Source organism: Anoxybacillus sp. ST70 (genome assembly GCF_019553625.1).
GTDB classification, from domain to species: Bacteria; Bacillota; Bacilli; order Bacillales; family Anoxybacillaceae; genus Anoxybacillus; species Anoxybacillus gonensis.
On the sequence record NZ_JAHZOF010000006.1, the window covers coordinates 174,343 to 190,023 of the forward strand.

Genomic DNA, 15,681 nt, shown 5'->3' on the forward strand with positions numbered 1-15,681 from the left:
CGATCGCTTACTTTGCGACCGCTTCGATCACTTTTTCAGCGACGACACCTTTTTTTGTGGCGACCGTTTCAAACGCTTGAAATACCGCTTCGTCATGCGACAGCCCGCGTTGCTTCATCGTCTCAATTGTTTCAATCATAAGCTTATAATTTTTCGGAATGACTTTGATGATGTCTTTCACAACTCGTTCCCAATTTGCAAGCACATACGTTGCTTTTGGACTTTCTGTATATTCATAATGTTTCATAATCATATGTTGTACATCTCGTATTTCGTTTTCATCTACTAATGACTCAAATAAAACGAGTTCACGGTTCGCTCGTTTTTTCCACGCATCGTCATCAGCAAGTACGTATGCTATACCACCGGACATTCCAGCGGCAAAATTTTTTCCAACAGAGCCGAGGATGACGACACGTCCGCCTGTCATATACTCACAGCCATGATCACCAACACCTTCAACAACGGCAACAACTCCGCTATTACGAACGCAAAAACGTTCCCCAGCTCGACCGCGAATGTACGCTTCACCGCTTGTTGCACCGTAAAAAGCAACGTTTCCAATAATGACTTGATCACTACATGCAAACTCCGCTTCATGCGGTGGCCGAACGATTACTTTTCCACCTGACAGCCCTTTTCCGACATAATCGTTCGCATCTCCGATGAGAGTCATCGTCATTCCTTTTGGTACAAACGCCGCAAAACTTTGACCGGCTGAGCCGTGAACATGTAGCCGGATCGTATCTTCTGGAAGACCTTCTTCTCCGTATCGTTTTGATATTTCACTCCCAGCCATTGCACCGACCGTACGATGAACGTTGCGAATCGGGACATGTAACTGTATCGGTTTTTTATCTTCTAGCGCTTTCTTTACCGCTGGCAAAATCATCGTATGATCAAGCGTTTCGTCGAGACGGTGGGATTGTGGTTTAGAAAACGTTCTCGGTCCATCCACTTGATACAACAAGCGCGATAAATCAAGATGTTTCGCTTTCCAATGTCGTTTCGCCCGCTCGCTTATTTTTAATACATCTACCCGTCCAACCATTTCTTCGATCGTACGGAAACCGAGTTGCGCCATCATCTCACGCACTTCTTGGGCGATAAAATACATGAAATTGACGATATGCTCTGGTTTCCCTGTAAATTTTGCCCGCAACTCCGGATTTTGTGTCGCTACACCAACAGGGCACGTATCTAAATGACAAACGCGCATCATAACACACCCTAAAACGACAAGTGGAGCCGTCGCAAAACCAAATTCTTCAGCACCAAATAACGCGGCCATCACAACATCGCGGCCAGTCATTAATTTTCCGTCTGCTTCTAATACAACGCGATCTCGTAATCCGTTTAACATAAGCGTTTGATGCGTTTCAGCTAAACCGAGCTCCCACGGAACCCCTGCATGTTTAATGCTCGTTTTTGGCGAAGCGCCCGTACCACCGTCATATCCGCTAATGACGATCACATCGGCACCACCTTTAGCTACTCCTGCCGCGATCGTACCAACGCCGGATTTTGCAACGAGCTTCACACTAATGCGCGCATGACGATTCGCATTTTTTAAGTCATAAATGAGTTGAGCTAAATCTTCAATAGAATAAATGTCATGATGCGGTGGCGGTGAAATAAGTTCCACACCAGGCGTAGATCCACGCACGTTTCCAATCCACGGATATACTTTATTAGAAGGAAGTTGCCCCCCTTCTCCCGGTTTTGCACCTTGCGCCATTTTAATTTGTAACTCATCGGCATGGACTAAATAATGACTTTTTACACCGAACCGTCCCGATGCAACTTGCTTAATTGCACTGCGACGAAAATCACCATTTTCATCTCGTACATAGCGCCGCGGATCTTCTCCACCCTCTCCGCTATTGCTTTTTCCACCGATGCGATTCATCGCAATCGCAAGCGTTTCATGAGCTTCTTCGCTCAATGAACCATATGACATAGCCCCTGTTTTAAATCGGCGTACAATCGCTTCCACAGGTTCTACTTCTTCAATAGGAATCGGTGTGCGCGTTTCGTCAAACGTAAATAAATGACGTAAAAATGTCATTTGCTCTTCGTTTGCCATTTTCGAGTATTGTTTAAACAGTTCGTAGTCATTTTTTCGACATGCCCATTGTAACGTGTGAATCGTTTTCGGATTAAACGCATGATGTTCACCGTTTTTGCGCCATTGCAATTCACTTCCAGAATCTAATGTTTGATCATAAGATGTGTGGAACGCTTGCATATGACGCATTTTTGCTTCTTGAGCAATTTCATCCAAACCGATTCCGCCAATTTGTGATGCTGTTCCTGTAAAATATTGCTCAATCACATTCGCACCAATACCGACCGCTTCAAAAATTTGCGCCCCACGATAGCTTTGTACGGTTGAAATACCCATTTTTGACATCACTTTCACAACGCCATCCGTCGCTGCCTTTTTATATGTTTCTACTGCCTTTTCGTATGTGGAGTGAAGCACTCCTTTTTCGATCGCTTCTCGAATAGTCGCAAATGCTAAATACGGATGAATCGCATCTGCCCCATAACCGATTAACGCGGCAAAATGATGTACTTCACGCACTTCTCCGCTTTCAGCGATTAAGCTTACTTTTGTACGCGTCCCTTTTCGAACAAGATGTTGATGCACTGCGCTGACCGCAAGAAGAACAGGAATAGCTACACGTTGTTCATCTATTGATCGATCAGATAAAATGAGTAATGTCACACCGGAAGCGATGGCTTCATCTGCTGCTTGACATAATTCGTCTAACGCCTCTTTTAAGTTATCTGTAAAAACAGTTGACAACGTGACGCTAGCGAATTCGCGATAAGGACTCATTCGAAGTGCCCGTAATTGTTTGTCGCTAATAATCGGGGACTGCAAACGAATGCGCCGAGCAGCAGACGCATCTAGATTTAACAAATCTCCTTCCTTGCCAAGCAACGTCACTGTTGATGTAACGATATATTCACGAATGGCATCGATCGGCGGATTTGTTACTTGCGCAAATAGTTGTTTAAAATAATTGAATAAGCTTTGTGGCCGGTCGGACAAAACCGCTAACGGTGTGTCATTTCCCATCGCCCCTGTCGGATCTTTTCCATCTGTCGCCATCGGAATGATCGTTTTCTCGACATCTTCATACGTATATCCGAACGCTTTTTGTTTCGTGACGAGATCATCAATTACTTGTTCATCATCGTCAGTTGTAAATTGGTCAATTGAAACGATTTGTTCGTTTACCCATTGACGATACGGACGTTCATTGGCAATTTGCTTTTTCACTTCTTCATCTGATATGATCCGTCCTTGTTCGAAATCAATAAAAAGCATTTTCCCAGGGCTTAATCGTTCTTTATACAAGACGTTTTCTTGTTCAACATCAACAACTCCAACTTCTGATGAAAAAATAATATAGTCATCTTTCGTCACATAATAACGAGCAGGGCGAAGACCGTTCCGATCTAAAATCCCTCCAATTTGTTTTCCGTTCGTAAACACGATCGCTGTCGGACCATCCCACGGCTCCATTAGACAGCTGTAATATTCATAAAACGCCTTCCGATCCTCGTCCATCTCTTCATCCCAATACCACGGTTCAGGAATGAGCATCATCGCCGTTTCAGCGAGCGATTTTCCTGCTAACACAAAAAATTCAAACGCATTATCGAGCATAGATGAATCGCTTCCGTTCGTATCTAAAATCGGAAGCACTTTTTGTAAATCTTCACTAAAAACATGTGACGTAAATTGCTTCTCCCGTGCCATCATCCAATGAATGTTGCCACGCAACGTATTAATTTCTCCATTATGGATTAAATAACGGTTCGGATGCGCCCGCTCCCAACTTGGAAACGTATTTGTACTAAAGCGAGAATGAACGAGCGCAAACGCAGAACGAAATCGCTCATCTTGTAAATCGATATAAAAGGCATCTAGCTGTTCCGGAGTAACTAGTCCTTTGTAAACAATCGTGCGACTTGATAAACTCGCAAAATAATATTCATTGTTTTTTACAACTTTTTCTGCTCGTTTACGAATGACATATAACTTTCGCTCAAAGTGTTGTTCATCTGTCACTTCATCGCTCGCTGCAATAAAAAGCTGGCGAATAAACGGACGACTTTTTTTCGCTAATGTTCCGAGTTTTTCGACATCAACAGGCACATCTCGCCATCCGAGTAACGTTTGTCCTTCTTCATGAACGATATGAGAAATTTGATGCTCTAACATCATTCTTTTTTGCTCGCTATGCTCAAAAAAGAAAATCATCCCAACTCCGTAACGTCCTTTCGGAGGAAGCGAAAATGAACAAACGTCCCGAAAATAATCATCAGGAATTTGCACCATGATTCCAGCCCCGTCACCTGTTTGCGGGTCGCTTCCTTGACCGCCACGATGTTCTAATTGCCGTAGCATATGAAGGCCTTGCTTTACAATATGATGGGACGCTTTACCTTTTAAATGAGCATATAAACCGATCCCACATGCATCATGTTCAAACTGTGGACAGTACAATCCTTGCGCTTTTGGTAAACCTCTCATGTGAATCCCCCATTCCGTCATCATGTATGTATAATTGTAGATTTCAATAATCATACAAACAATATATAATTTAGATAACATTCATCTCATTTCGAGAACGATAGAAAGGATTAACAAATATGGAATTAAGACAACTCATTTATTTCACGGAAGTTGCGAAACGGGAACATGTGTCAGAAGCTGCTGAAGCATTGCATGTTGCACAATCCGCCATCAGTCGCCAAATTGCCAATTTGGAGGATGAGCTTGGGGTCAAACTATTTGAACGAGAAGGAAGAAATGTGAAACTAACACCGATCGGACGGCACTTTTTACAACATATTGAATTAGCACTAAAAGCGATCGATTATGCGAAACAACAAATTGAGGAATATTTAGATCCAGAACGAGGAACGATCAAAATTGGTTTTCCAACAAGTCTCGCTAGCTATACGATGCCGATGGTCATTTCTACGTTTAAACAACAACATCCACACATTTCCTTTCATTTACGCCAAGGGTCGTATAAATTTTTAATCGAGGCGGTGAAAAAGCGAGAAATCGATTTAGCTTTTTTAGGTCCTGTTCCAACAGAAGAAAAAGGTATTCGAGGGGATATTTTATTTACAGAGTCGTTCGCAGCGCTCATTCCAAAAGATCATCCTCTTAGTCAAAAACGAAGCATTGCGCTAAGTGAATTACGACACGAGCCATTCGTCATGTTTCCAGAAGGATTTATTTTGCGAAAAATAGTAGAAGATGCTTGTAAACAAGCAGGCTTTTCTCCAATTATTTCATCGGAAGGGGAAGATTTAGATGCGATCAAAGGGCTCGTTTCAGCAAGTATTGGCGTCACTTTATTACCAGAAAGCACGTTTTATGAGACAACTCCACGCTATACAGTGAAAGTGCCAATCGAACTTCCGCTCGTTCGTCGCAACGTCGGAATTATTTTACCGAATCACGATCTAGCACCATCTGTCAACGTATTTTATCAGTTCGTCAAACAATTTTTCGCTATGTTAGATCGATACCAGTAAGCCAGCTGATGTGCATAGCTGGCCTACTGTATAACTACACAGATAAATCGATACCAACAACCCCAACAACACAACCTTCTTGAACAATTGGTGCTGAAATGGTCAAACACGGCCGTTTTGTCAATGCTGATGTATATACAGAAGAAACGTACACATTGCCTTTACTCGCCTCGACAAACCACTGCCGAGCTTTGGCATTTACAAGACCTGCTGGAGGATTTGAGTAAATAAACGTTCCATCGATTCGATTTGACCAAACTGCCTCGACATTGTCGTTTACGTGTAAAAATTCATTTAAATACGACTCATGTTCACTCGCATCTAAGCGATCAAACGGATAAGAGCGCACAAATGATGTAAGCTTTTCTTTCATTCGTTCAATGACGCGCAAGTCCATAGAGAACGTTCTTTCATGGTCATCTTTTTTCATAATAGATTGTAACTCATTTGATGTTTTTTCAATCGCTTCATTGACTTTTAACATTTGTTCAACATTTTTATGCTGTATATCCATATGTTTGGCTACGTCATGCGCATAGTTTTTATTTTCCGATGCCATCGCTGAAATATATGCAAGCAAAGCTGAAATTTCTTGTACACTCGCTGTCTGCCCTTCAACAGATTGCGCCGATTCGTGCGCCAATGCAGTCATATCATGCAACCGTTCTTTAAACCCAACCATAAGAGATAATACACGGTTCATTTCGCTTGATCCGTTCTCGATTTGCTCATTTTCTACTTCTACCATTCTCATCGTCGAATGAATCCCCGATTGGATAGAAGATAAAATATTTCGCGTTTGTTCTACTGCCACAGATGTTTGATTCGCTAATTTTCCTACTTCATTCGCAACAACTGAAAAGCCTCTACCATGCTCCCCGGCGCGTGCCGATTCAATATTTGCATTCAAGGCTAAAATACCCGTTTTTTGAGAAATTGAAGCAATCGTTGACAAAATGTGGCGAATTTCTTGTGACTGCTTAACTAACAACTCCATCTGACTAAGTAAAGCATAATGACTCGTTCGCAACTCATCCATGTCAAGTTGAAGTTTTTGTAATGAATTCCACGCCACAATGAGCTCATTATAGGACGCTTCACTATACTCATGAATGCGACGGGAAACATCGGAAACTTTTAATGCTGACGACTCGATGACTTTCGTCTTTTCTTCCACTTGTAATGTATAACTTACCGTTTTTTCTAAATGGTCAACAAGTTGGAGCGTACTTTGTTGTGTTGCATTAGACGTATGATCAAGTGAACTAGCAGCTAATTTCATTTGTTCAACAACCGCTTTTAATTGATCTGCCGCCACTTCGATTTGACTTAGTATTTCACTCGATTTCTCTTCTCCAGCTTCCTCCACTTTCAATCTCCTCTTTATCAAAAACATACACACGCCCCCTTATGTTATATTTGATAACACAAATATAACATAAAAAGTAAACAAAACAAATATTTTTTCTTAATATTTTGAAATATGTGTTACTTCTCTTTACAACATACTTTTTCAGAAAACACCCACATACGACTGTCGAACCAATTTTATCCCGCTCATTGTCGCTATCGTTTTGTTTAAAGAAACATTTCACTGAAACGATGTAACATCATGATCGTCACGATAAGAGAACAAAGGTTTACGAGAAGAAAGCGAACAAATTGTTTTTTCCCCTCCCGCTGATCGAAACGTCCACGCTCAATTTCATATGTAGCTATTGATCACTCCTACGCTATAGCCAAATATTTGTCACATACGGCACATAAAGTGCTATGAGGGATTACTCATCCCAACAACAATAAAACGAAAAAATGGAACGATATTATTCCATATCATGCAACACCTGCTGAAAAAATTAAAAGTTCATATTGGATTTTTATGTTAATATAAAAAGGTGAGAAATTTCAACTCATGCAAAAATGTCCATAAATTTAACAAAAGGAGATGCCAAAATGGAGTATAAAATTGAAACGATCCCATTTGAATTAACACTGGTAGGAAAAGGGTACCGCGTAAAAACAAACGAAGCATTTCAAACGATTCCTTCACTTTGGGCTCATGCCGAGAAGAATGGATTGATGCAACAACTTATTGATTTGTCATGGGAACAGCCAAAGTGCACACTTGAAGGACTGTTAGGCGTTTGCGGAAGAGATGCAACAATCACAGATGAGGAGTTTGTTTACTTCATGGGGGTACGCTATGACGGAGAAGTGTCAAACATGGAACGAATGACGATTTCGCATGATACATGGGCGGTTATTCCAAATATTGACGAAGCGTGGCAGCAATTATATTCGCAATGGCTCCCTGCTTCTCAATATAAGCTCGCTCATTTTCCTTGTATCGAATGTTATTATCCGCCAACTCACCATCCGGAAAATGAATTGTGGGTTCCTGTTATCATGAAACCATAAAACAAACCTATGCCAAAAGAACCATAAACGGTGGGCTCCTTTGGCATGTGGGTTAAAAATAAACATGCGCTATACCGATGACACTAGCTACTGTCACCGGACTAAGCAAAGTGGATAAAAATACAGCTTGGGCTGCATATTCGGGATGATGATTGTATTCTAACGCATATAACGCTGTATTTCGCGAACAAGGATATGCACTCGCAATAAGCAACGCTTGGGCTGTAATTCCTTTTATATGTAAAATCAAAATGATTAAAAAAGCGATGAAAGGAGAGAGAATTAGCCGACTACCAATCGTTATAAACATGAGACGCGGAATACGTTTCATATTCATATAAGCAAGTTGAGCACCTAACGTCAACAAGGCAATCGCTAAAAAAGCATCAGCGACATGCTCAAGCGACTGCCAAATAAACGATGGTACAGAAATATGAAAAACTCGGAAAACAACACCAAAAATAAGGGCATAAATAATCGGATTTTTTAAAAATTCTCGAGTCATTTTCCCTTTCTTTTCACTTGCAGAAATAAACTGAAACAATCCATACGTGTTCGTTAAAAAGTTTTGAAAAATCGTTACGACAATTTGGATCGACAAACCTAGCGGCTCTTGGCGAAAAATAAGTTGGCTGACTGGGATACCCAAATTACCAGAATTGTTAAGCACCATTGTATTTTGAAACGTTGCCCCCAAACTTCGATCAAGCTTTAGCCATCTTGCCATCATCGCACTAAGCATAATAAGCGTCCCATTTTGTAGAACGAGAAAAAAGAGGATGTTCAACAATACATCACTTGTTATGTCGCTCTCATAAATGTTTACAAACCCAACTGCCGGAAGCAAAAAATATGTCGTTATTTTTGACAACGTATTCATATCGAAATGAAACAATCGATGCAAATACGCCCCTGCACCAATCAACAAAAACAGCGGCAAAATGACATCAATCACAATACGGATAAAAATGTCCAATGGAAGTCCCCCTTTTATGTATTACTTCCTTGCACTCATCCATCCTTCGCGTACCTGAACGAAAACGGCTCTTGTTTCAGACGACAAGAGCCAAAATTGTTCGATTGTGCACTCTTTACCGATTTCGGTTGAAAATAATAAGCTTTAACTCTGTCATTTCTTCTATTGCGTATCGAATACCTTCGCGCCCAAATCCGCTTTCTTTTACTCCGCCATACGGCATATGGTCAACACGAAACGTTGGAATGTCATTAATAAGCACTCCGCCGACGTGTAGTTTCTCAGCCGCTTCCCATGCGGTATGGACATTGTCTGTATATATGCCTGCTTGCAACCCGTAGCGCGAATCGTTGACGAGTGCAATCGCTTCGTCGACGGATGAAACTTGATTAATCAACACAATTGGCGCAAACACTTCTTGGCATGATACTTTCAATGTTGGTGATGCGTCTAAAATGACTGTCGGCAACAATATATTTCCTTGTCTCTCCCCACCAATGGCAACGGTAGCGCCTCCTTGTTTCGCTTCCTCGATCCATTGTAACGAACGCTCCACATCTTTTTCAGAAATAAGAGCCGAAACGTCTGTCTTCGGATCAAGCGGGTCACCCACTTTCAACTGCTTCACCGCTGCCACAAACTTTTCGACGAATTCTTTATACCGTTTTTCATGCACATAAATACGTTGCAAGGAAATACACACTTGCCCTTGGAACGAGAAAGCACCGACGACGCATCGCGGAATGATTCGATCAACGTCCACTTGTTCATCAATAATGACGGCTGAGTTTGACCCTAATTCTAGCGTCACACGTTTTAATCCAGCTTTATTGCGAATAGCAATCCCTACTTCAGGACTTCCTGTAAATGTGATCATGCGAACACGTAGATCTGTCACAATTTGATCGCCAACTGTTTTTCCGCTTCCTGTCACGACATTCAGTGCCCCTTTTGGCAATCCTGCTTGTTCAAACAACTCCGCGATAAAATACGCAGAAAGTGGCGTTTGGCTCGCAGGCTTCAATACGATCGTATTTCCAGATGCAATCGCAGGCCCTAGCTTATGCGCTACTAAATTCATCGGAAAATTAAACGGGGTAATCGCTCCAATCACTCCAATCGGTTCTCTGACCGTAAAAGCGACACGATGTTCCCCGCCTGGCGCAGCATCAAGTGGAATCGTCTCCCCATGAATTCGCTTCGCCTCTTCCGCCGCAAATTTATACGTTTGAATCGTCCGCGCTACTTCCGCTTTGGCGGTCGTCATTGGCTTTACGGCTTCTTTCGCAATGATCGTAGCCGCTTCGTCCGCCCGCTGTTGCAATAACGTCACGACTCTCTCTAAAATGGCCGCGCGTTCATGTGCAGGCATCTTCGCCATCGTTCGTCGCGCTTCATCCGCTGCCGCAATCGCCCGTTGGACATGTTGTTTTGTCGCAATTGGAATGTGTGCCAATACTTCCCCATCATATGGCGCCAAAAGTTGAGTGTACGACTCTGCTTCTACCCATTCTCCGTTAATGTAAAGCTTCTTTTTTTCGCTTGTTGTTTCCATCATCATTTTTCTTCCTTTCTCGACCATCATCTATAAATTACTTTTTCATTCTTATTCTTTTTTTCTGAAAAGAATCCTTCATTAAAAAACACGCCGCGTTCATCCTATTGAAAAAATGAATATAAAAAAGACGTCCTCTCTCGGACGTTTTTACACCAAATATAAAATATGGATATTCACTCGTGTAAACGAATAAATGCTTTCAGAACGCAATCCGTTTTTTATATCAAAGTTCATTTATACGTTTTGTACTATTCCAAAACAAAGTAAGCAACGTTGCCATAATTCCTAATGTGCTTGAAAAATAAAATCCTGCCTTTATTCCAATGTTGTACCGTCAATATCTATTAGGAAAAAGCAAAACATATTCAGTTCACTCTATGAGGGGGATAAATAGTTAAAAGCTGAGTATGAAACAACTTCTTTGTTAACATCGGAACATACATAACTAAAAACAAGGATCGTCCTAAGCTAAACATTGTAAACGCAAACCACAAACCATGATTCCCCCACATTGGAACATACATGTAATATACAATGACATATAGGAAAAGCGCAAGAAGCATCGAATTACGTACAAACATTGTTTTAGAAGAACCAGTGAAAATTCCATAAAAAACAAGTCCAAAACTCGCTACAATTGGAAAAACACTCACCCATAAACTATAGGTGTCAGCTATTTTAATGACTGACTCGCTATTCGTAAACCATCTCATAATCACATCACGATTTACAAAATAAATGGTTGCAAGACATAATGAAAAAATAAATGCCCATCGCGCAGATATGAAAACCGTTCGTCGATATAGTTTCACATCTTTCGCACCTACTGCTTGTCCTGTAAAAAGGCTGCTAGCATTCGCAAGACCATCTAAAAAATACGCCATCATATAGTGAATTTGAATAAGAATAGCATTTGCCGCTAAAACATCTGTTCCAAAAGTCGCACCTTTCGCTGTAAACATATTTAATACAATTAATAAACAAACTGTCCGAATCATTAAATCTACATTAACTGACATCATGCTTCTTATTTCTGAGCGATTCCATACCTCTTTATTCAACAGTAAGGAAAGGTGTATATCATTCCGTTTTAATATGTATATACCAACAAAAAAGCATGCAACTTCTGACAAAATTGTTGCAATAGCCACTCCTTGAACATTCAAATGAAATACTAAAACAAATAAAACATCTAAAATAATGTTCAATATATTTGTTAATAATTGTAAATATAATGATATTTTTACTTTTTGCATCCTCATAAACCAACCAATAATTACATAGTTCGCAAGCGCAAAGGGAGCTCCCCAAATTCGAATATTGAAATACTGTTCGGCAAACAAAAAAACTTCCTCTGGTGGCTTAATGAATAAAAAAGCTGTATCTTTAATCCATTGCTTAGTTAAAATGAATATTCCACCTATCATCATCGCGACAACAAAAGGGCGTGCAAAAGAGAGCTCCCATCTTCTCCGCTCATTTGCCCCATAAGCTTGAGCAGTAAACCCAGTAGTACTGACCCTTAAGAAACCAAATAACCAGTATATCGTATTAAATATCACCGTACCAATAGCCACTCCACCGATATAAGATGAATTTTCCAAATGTCCGACAACGGCTGTATCAACAGCCCCTAATAAAGGAGTCGTAATCGTTGATATAATGAGAGGAAAAGCCATATATAAATACATACGATTAGTTAAATTTTGCATCATATTCACCCTTCTTCGTATAAAGAAATGAACTGCTTTACATCATCATGTCGTTGGGAAGAAAAAAGCTCCTCTTTACAAAATTCATCAATGACTTTGCCTTCTTTTAGGACAATGATTTTGTTACTTAGTGTATAAACAGTGGGCAAATCATGAGAAATAAAAAGATAAGATAAACCTAGTTCATTATGCAATTCCTTTAAAAGAATTAATATTTGATGTTGAGAGTACACATCCAAACTCGATGTTGGTTCATCCAAAATAATAAGCGGAGGAGCGATACTAATTGCTCTGGCGATCGCTACACGTTGCTTTTGTCCCCCACTTAGTTCATGTGGATAACAAGATAAAAAACGATCAGGAAGACCTACCATCTCAAGTAAACGCTTCGCACATGTTTCTCTCCTATCCCTTACATCTTTAATATGTACAGGCTCTAAATGAGGATGAGCATCCAAAATCTCCATTAAAGAATCAATAATCTTTAGTTTCGGATTTAACGAAGTAGAAGGATTTTGTAAAACAACTTGCATGTATGGACGCATGTGGCGTAACGACTTTTTATTCATTCGATGCAAAGGTTTATTTAAAAAAAATATTTCACCATCGTCTATTTTTTCAATCATAAGTAAGCAACGAACAAGCGTACTTTTACCACTTCCACTTTCTCCGATTAATCCAACAATTTCTCCACTTTTAATTCGCAACGATACTCCTTTTAAAACTTCATGATTTTCAGAATACTTTTTCTTTATTTTTTTCGCAATTAATATGTCCATTGCGCGATCTCCTCCTAAGTTTTTGTCAGCATGTGAGCGTGGGACGAGTGAGAATAGGAGCCGCATGAAACAAACTTTTTGTATATTCACAACGAGGAGAGTGGATTACCTCTGCTTTATTACCTTGCTCCACTATTTCTCCGTCCTTCATTACACCAATAGTGTCTGAATATTTTTTCGCATATCGAATATCGTGGGTAATAAAAAAAACTGCACACTTTGTTTCCTTGCGAACTTTTTCAATCAGTTCCAACACACGCGAAGCTGTCACCATATCAAGCGATGATGTAGGCTCATCTGCAACTAATAGTTTTGGACGTAGAAGAACAGCAATCGCAATTGCAATGCGTTGCAGTTGTCCCCCGCTCAATTGAAAAGGATAACTGTTATACACTCTTTCTGAGGGGAGATCGACATTTGTAAATGCTTCAATTATTAAATCTCTTCTCTCCTTTTTAGAAAGAGTGTAATGAGTATGAATAATCTCATCACATTGACGTCCTATTTTTAGAAAAGGGGTGAAAGAACTGTAATAGTCTTGAAAAATATAAGCGATTTCCTTTCCACGCGTCTTTCTCCACTCATTTATAGAAAATTTGGTAACATCTCTGTTTTCAAAAAAAATATTTCCTCCTTCGATTCTTCCAAAGGAAGGAAGCAATCCAATAATAGCTGAAGCAGTCATACTTTTACCGCTCCCACTTTCCCCGATTAATGTGAACCATTCCCCCCGTTTAACCTTTATATTCACCTCGTTTAAAATGCGTTTTTCGCCAATTGACACGCTTAAATGATCAATATGCAACAATGACATTTATCCATTTCCTTTCTAATGTTGATTTGTTTCTAATGAAAAATTGTCTCTTAACTGATCGCCTACAAAATTAGAAAGAAGGACGGTACACATAATAGCTGCCCCTGGAAAAATCATAAGATGAGGGGCATTATGGAAATAAGCGCTACACTCATTCAGCATCATTCCCCATTCTGGTGTAGGAGGTTGAGCACCAAGACCGATATATGACAAAGAAGCAATCATTAAGATAATTTTTCCTAGGTCTATTGTCGCCATGACAGTTACATGACTCAAAATATGTGGAAAAAAATGCTTTCTTAAAATATACAATGTTCTTGCTCCACCGACAATTGCCATAATAATATAATTTTTTTCTTTCTCAGATAGAATGATGCTCCTCACAACACGAATGTAACTCCCACACTTTGCAACAATAACTGCTATCACTATATTAAATAAACTTGGTCCTAATAAACCCGCTAATACAATAGCAATAATAATATCCGGAAATGCAAGAAGCGAGTTGACAGTTCGCATACAAAAGCGATCAAATGCCCCACCTAAAAAACCTGACAAAACTCCTAAAGGAATGCTTATCATTAAAATAAGAAGGAGCGATAAAAAACTTACCCCGACTGTCACTCTTCCCCCCTCTAAGAGACGCGACAACACGTCTCTACCTAGATGATCTGTTCCGAGCAGATGGTTCATACTCATTGGAGCAAATCGATTATTCATATCAACATTTAATGAATGAGAAGGTGCAAAAATAGGGGCAATAAAAATAACTAAAATATACATCAACAATATCGCCAATGGAAACAACGCCCTTTTTTTTGAATAGGCACGTTTGAATTTAATCATACCTACTCTCCTTTTTTAATCGAATTTCTGGATTTAAATATTGATAACTAAAATCAACTAATATATTTATACATGTAACAAAGAAGCAAATAAACAACACATATCCTTGAATCATTGGATAATCTCTTTTCATCACAGCATCGACCACGAGCTTTCCGACTCCCGGATAAGAAAACAGCACCTCAACAACAACTGTTCCACCAATTAAGGAGCCTAAACTCATTCCAAATAATGTGACTATAGGAATAAGTGCATAGCGAAAAACATGAAAAAAGAAAATTCTTTTTTCATGAATTCCTCTTGTTCGTGCAGCTTTAACGTATTCTTTTTGAAACCCTTCTAATAAACTAGTTCTTATTAGTCGAACATACATCGCGGACATAGCAAGCCCTAACGTTAGAGAAGGAAGAACAAGATGTTGCCATGTTCCTTTCCCCATGCTTGGGAATATATGAAGCTGGACAGAAAAAGTATAAATGAGAAGAAGCCCCAGCCAAAAGCTGGGGACGGCAGTACCGATTAGCGAAAATAATCGAATAACATAATCAATCCACTTGTTCTTATAAAGAGCTGAACATATTCCTAACGGCAAAGAAATAAGTAGCATCGTTAACAATGACGTAGCTGTTAAAAGAAGAGTATCTGGAAATCTCATAAACAATTCATCCAGAACCGGGCGCTTTGTTACGTAAGAAACCCCTAAGTCAAATGCTAAAAACCGTTTTAACCAATACCAATATTGAACGTACAAAGGTTCATCTAGCTTTAGTTCATCCCGTAAATGCTCAATCTGCTCTTCCGTGATGGCTACTTCATCAACTCTAAGCATTTGTTTGATTGGATCTCCTGGCAAAAGTTGAATGAAAACAAAACTAATTAGGTAACTATTCACCCCAGTGCTAGTGTATAAAAAAGCCCAGCACAAATAGGGCATTTCGGTCATAGAAAATGCCCTAGGTAGCGGAAAGAACTCGATCGATCGTTTCGCCTGCCAACAGAAGACACAA

Annotated in this window: 11 protein-coding genes; 2 read left to right on the forward strand and 9 right to left on the reverse strand. The window is 39.9% G+C overall.

From position 1 onward, the window contains the following. Positions 1-7: 7 nt before the first annotated feature. Positions 8-4,552, reverse strand: coding sequence for a glutamate synthase large subunit (gltB, locus tag K1I43_RS10075; protein ID WP_020424556.1), 4,545 nt, complete (start codon positions 4,550-4,552; stop codon positions 8-10). 119 nt (positions 4,553-4,671) lie between these two features. Here gltB and gltC point away from each other — a divergent pair, with 119 nt between their 5' ends. Beyond that, positions 4,672-5,571, forward strand: coding sequence for a glutamate biosynthesis transcriptional regulator GltC (gene gltC, locus K1I43_RS10080; RefSeq protein WP_019417806.1), 900 nt, complete (start codon positions 4,672-4,674; stop codon positions 5,569-5,571). 34 nt (positions 5,572-5,605) lie between these two features. Here gltC and K1I43_RS10085 read toward each other — a convergent pair whose 3' ends face one another. Further along, positions 5,606-6,967 carry a methyl-accepting chemotaxis protein gene (locus tag K1I43_RS10085; RefSeq protein WP_026011705.1) on the reverse strand — a complete coding sequence of 454 codons (1,362 nt, stop codon included), beginning with the start codon at positions 6,965-6,967 and terminating at the stop codon, positions 5,606-5,608. Between the two features lie 557 nt (positions 6,968-7,524). Between K1I43_RS10085 and K1I43_RS10090 the strand changes: the two genes are divergently transcribed. After that, positions 7,525-7,989 (forward strand): GyrI-like domain-containing protein, encoded by a 465-nt coding sequence (locus K1I43_RS10090; RefSeq protein ID WP_019417808.1) that lies wholly within the window; start codon positions 7,525-7,527, stop codon positions 7,987-7,989. Between the two features lie 52 nt (positions 7,990-8,041). Here K1I43_RS10090 and K1I43_RS10095 read toward each other — a convergent pair whose 3' ends face one another. The 7 genes from K1I43_RS10095 to nikB all read right to left on the reverse strand — a co-directional run bounded on the left by K1I43_RS10095 (position 8,042) and on the right by nikB (position 15,608). Beyond that, positions 8,042-8,965, reverse strand: coding sequence for an AEC family transporter (locus tag K1I43_RS10095; RefSeq protein ID WP_019417809.1), 924 nt, complete (start codon positions 8,963-8,965; stop codon positions 8,042-8,044). A 115-nt stretch (positions 8,966-9,080) separates the two neighbouring features. After that, positions 9,081-10,520, reverse strand: coding sequence for an aldehyde dehydrogenase family protein (locus tag K1I43_RS10100; RefSeq protein WP_026011706.1), 1,440 nt, complete (start codon positions 10,518-10,520; stop codon positions 9,081-9,083). 368 nt (positions 10,521-10,888) lie between these two features. Beyond that, positions 10,889-12,235, reverse strand: a complete 1,347-nt coding sequence (locus tag K1I43_RS10105; protein WP_220382660.1) for an MATE family efflux transporter — start codon at positions 12,233-12,235, stop codon at positions 10,889-10,891. A 5-nt stretch (positions 12,236-12,240) separates the two neighbouring features. Further along, positions 12,241-13,014, reverse strand: coding sequence for an ABC transporter ATP-binding protein (locus tag K1I43_RS10110; RefSeq protein ID WP_019417812.1), 774 nt, complete (start codon positions 13,012-13,014; stop codon positions 12,241-12,243). Positions 13,015-13,039: 25 nt separating this feature from the next. Beyond that, positions 13,040-13,828, reverse strand: coding sequence for an ABC transporter ATP-binding protein (locus tag K1I43_RS10115; protein ID WP_019417813.1), 789 nt, complete (start codon positions 13,826-13,828; stop codon positions 13,040-13,042). A gap of 15 nt (positions 13,829-13,843) precedes the next feature. Further along, on the reverse strand, positions 13,844-14,674 hold the full coding sequence (gene nikC, locus K1I43_RS10120; protein ID WP_019417814.1) for a nickel transporter permease: 831 nt from the start codon (positions 14,672-14,674) through the stop codon (positions 13,844-13,846). Then, on the reverse strand, positions 14,667-15,608 hold the full coding sequence (nikB, locus tag K1I43_RS10125; protein WP_220382661.1) for a nickel ABC transporter permease: 942 nt from the start codon (positions 15,606-15,608) through the stop codon (positions 14,667-14,669). The genes nikC and nikB overlap by 8 nt, the downstream gene beginning before the upstream one ends. Positions 15,609-15,681 lie beyond the last annotated feature (73 nt).

Bases quoted from the DNA above. Each gene is read 5' to 3' on its own strand.
- K1I43_RS10085 (WP_026011705.1), bottom strand. From the start codon at position 6,967: ATGTTTTTGATAAAGAGGAGATTGAAAGTGGAGGAAGCTGGAGAAGAG.
- K1I43_RS10100 (WP_026011706.1), bottom strand. From the start codon at position 10,520: ATGGAAACAACAAGCGAAAAAAAGAAGCTTTACATTAACGGAGAATGG.
- K1I43_RS10115 (WP_019417813.1), bottom strand. From the start codon at position 13,828: ATGTCATTGTTGCATATTGATCATTTAAGCGTGTCAATTGGCGAAAAA.
- nikC (WP_019417814.1), bottom strand. From the start codon at position 14,674: ATGATTAAATTCAAACGTGCCTATTCAAAAAAAAGGGCGTTGTTTCCA.
- gltB (WP_020424556.1), bottom strand. From the start codon at position 4,552: ATGAGAGGTTTACCAAAAGCGCAAGGATTGTACTGTCCACAGTTTGAA.
- gltC (WP_019417806.1), top strand. From the start codon at position 4,672: ATGGAATTAAGACAACTCATTTATTTCACGGAAGTTGCGAAACGGGAA.
- K1I43_RS10090 (WP_019417808.1), top strand. From the start codon at position 7,525: ATGGAGTATAAAATTGAAACGATCCCATTTGAATTAACACTGGTAGGA.
- K1I43_RS10110 (WP_019417812.1), bottom strand. From the start codon at position 13,014: ATGGACATATTAATTGCGAAAAAAATAAAGAAAAAGTATTCTGAAAAT.
- nikB (WP_220382661.1), bottom strand. From the start codon at position 15,608: ATGCCCTATTTGTGCTGGGCTTTTTTATACACTAGCACTGGGGTGAAT.
- K1I43_RS10105 (WP_220382660.1), bottom strand. From the start codon at position 12,235: ATGCAAAATTTAACTAATCGTATGTATTTATATATGGCTTTTCCTCTC.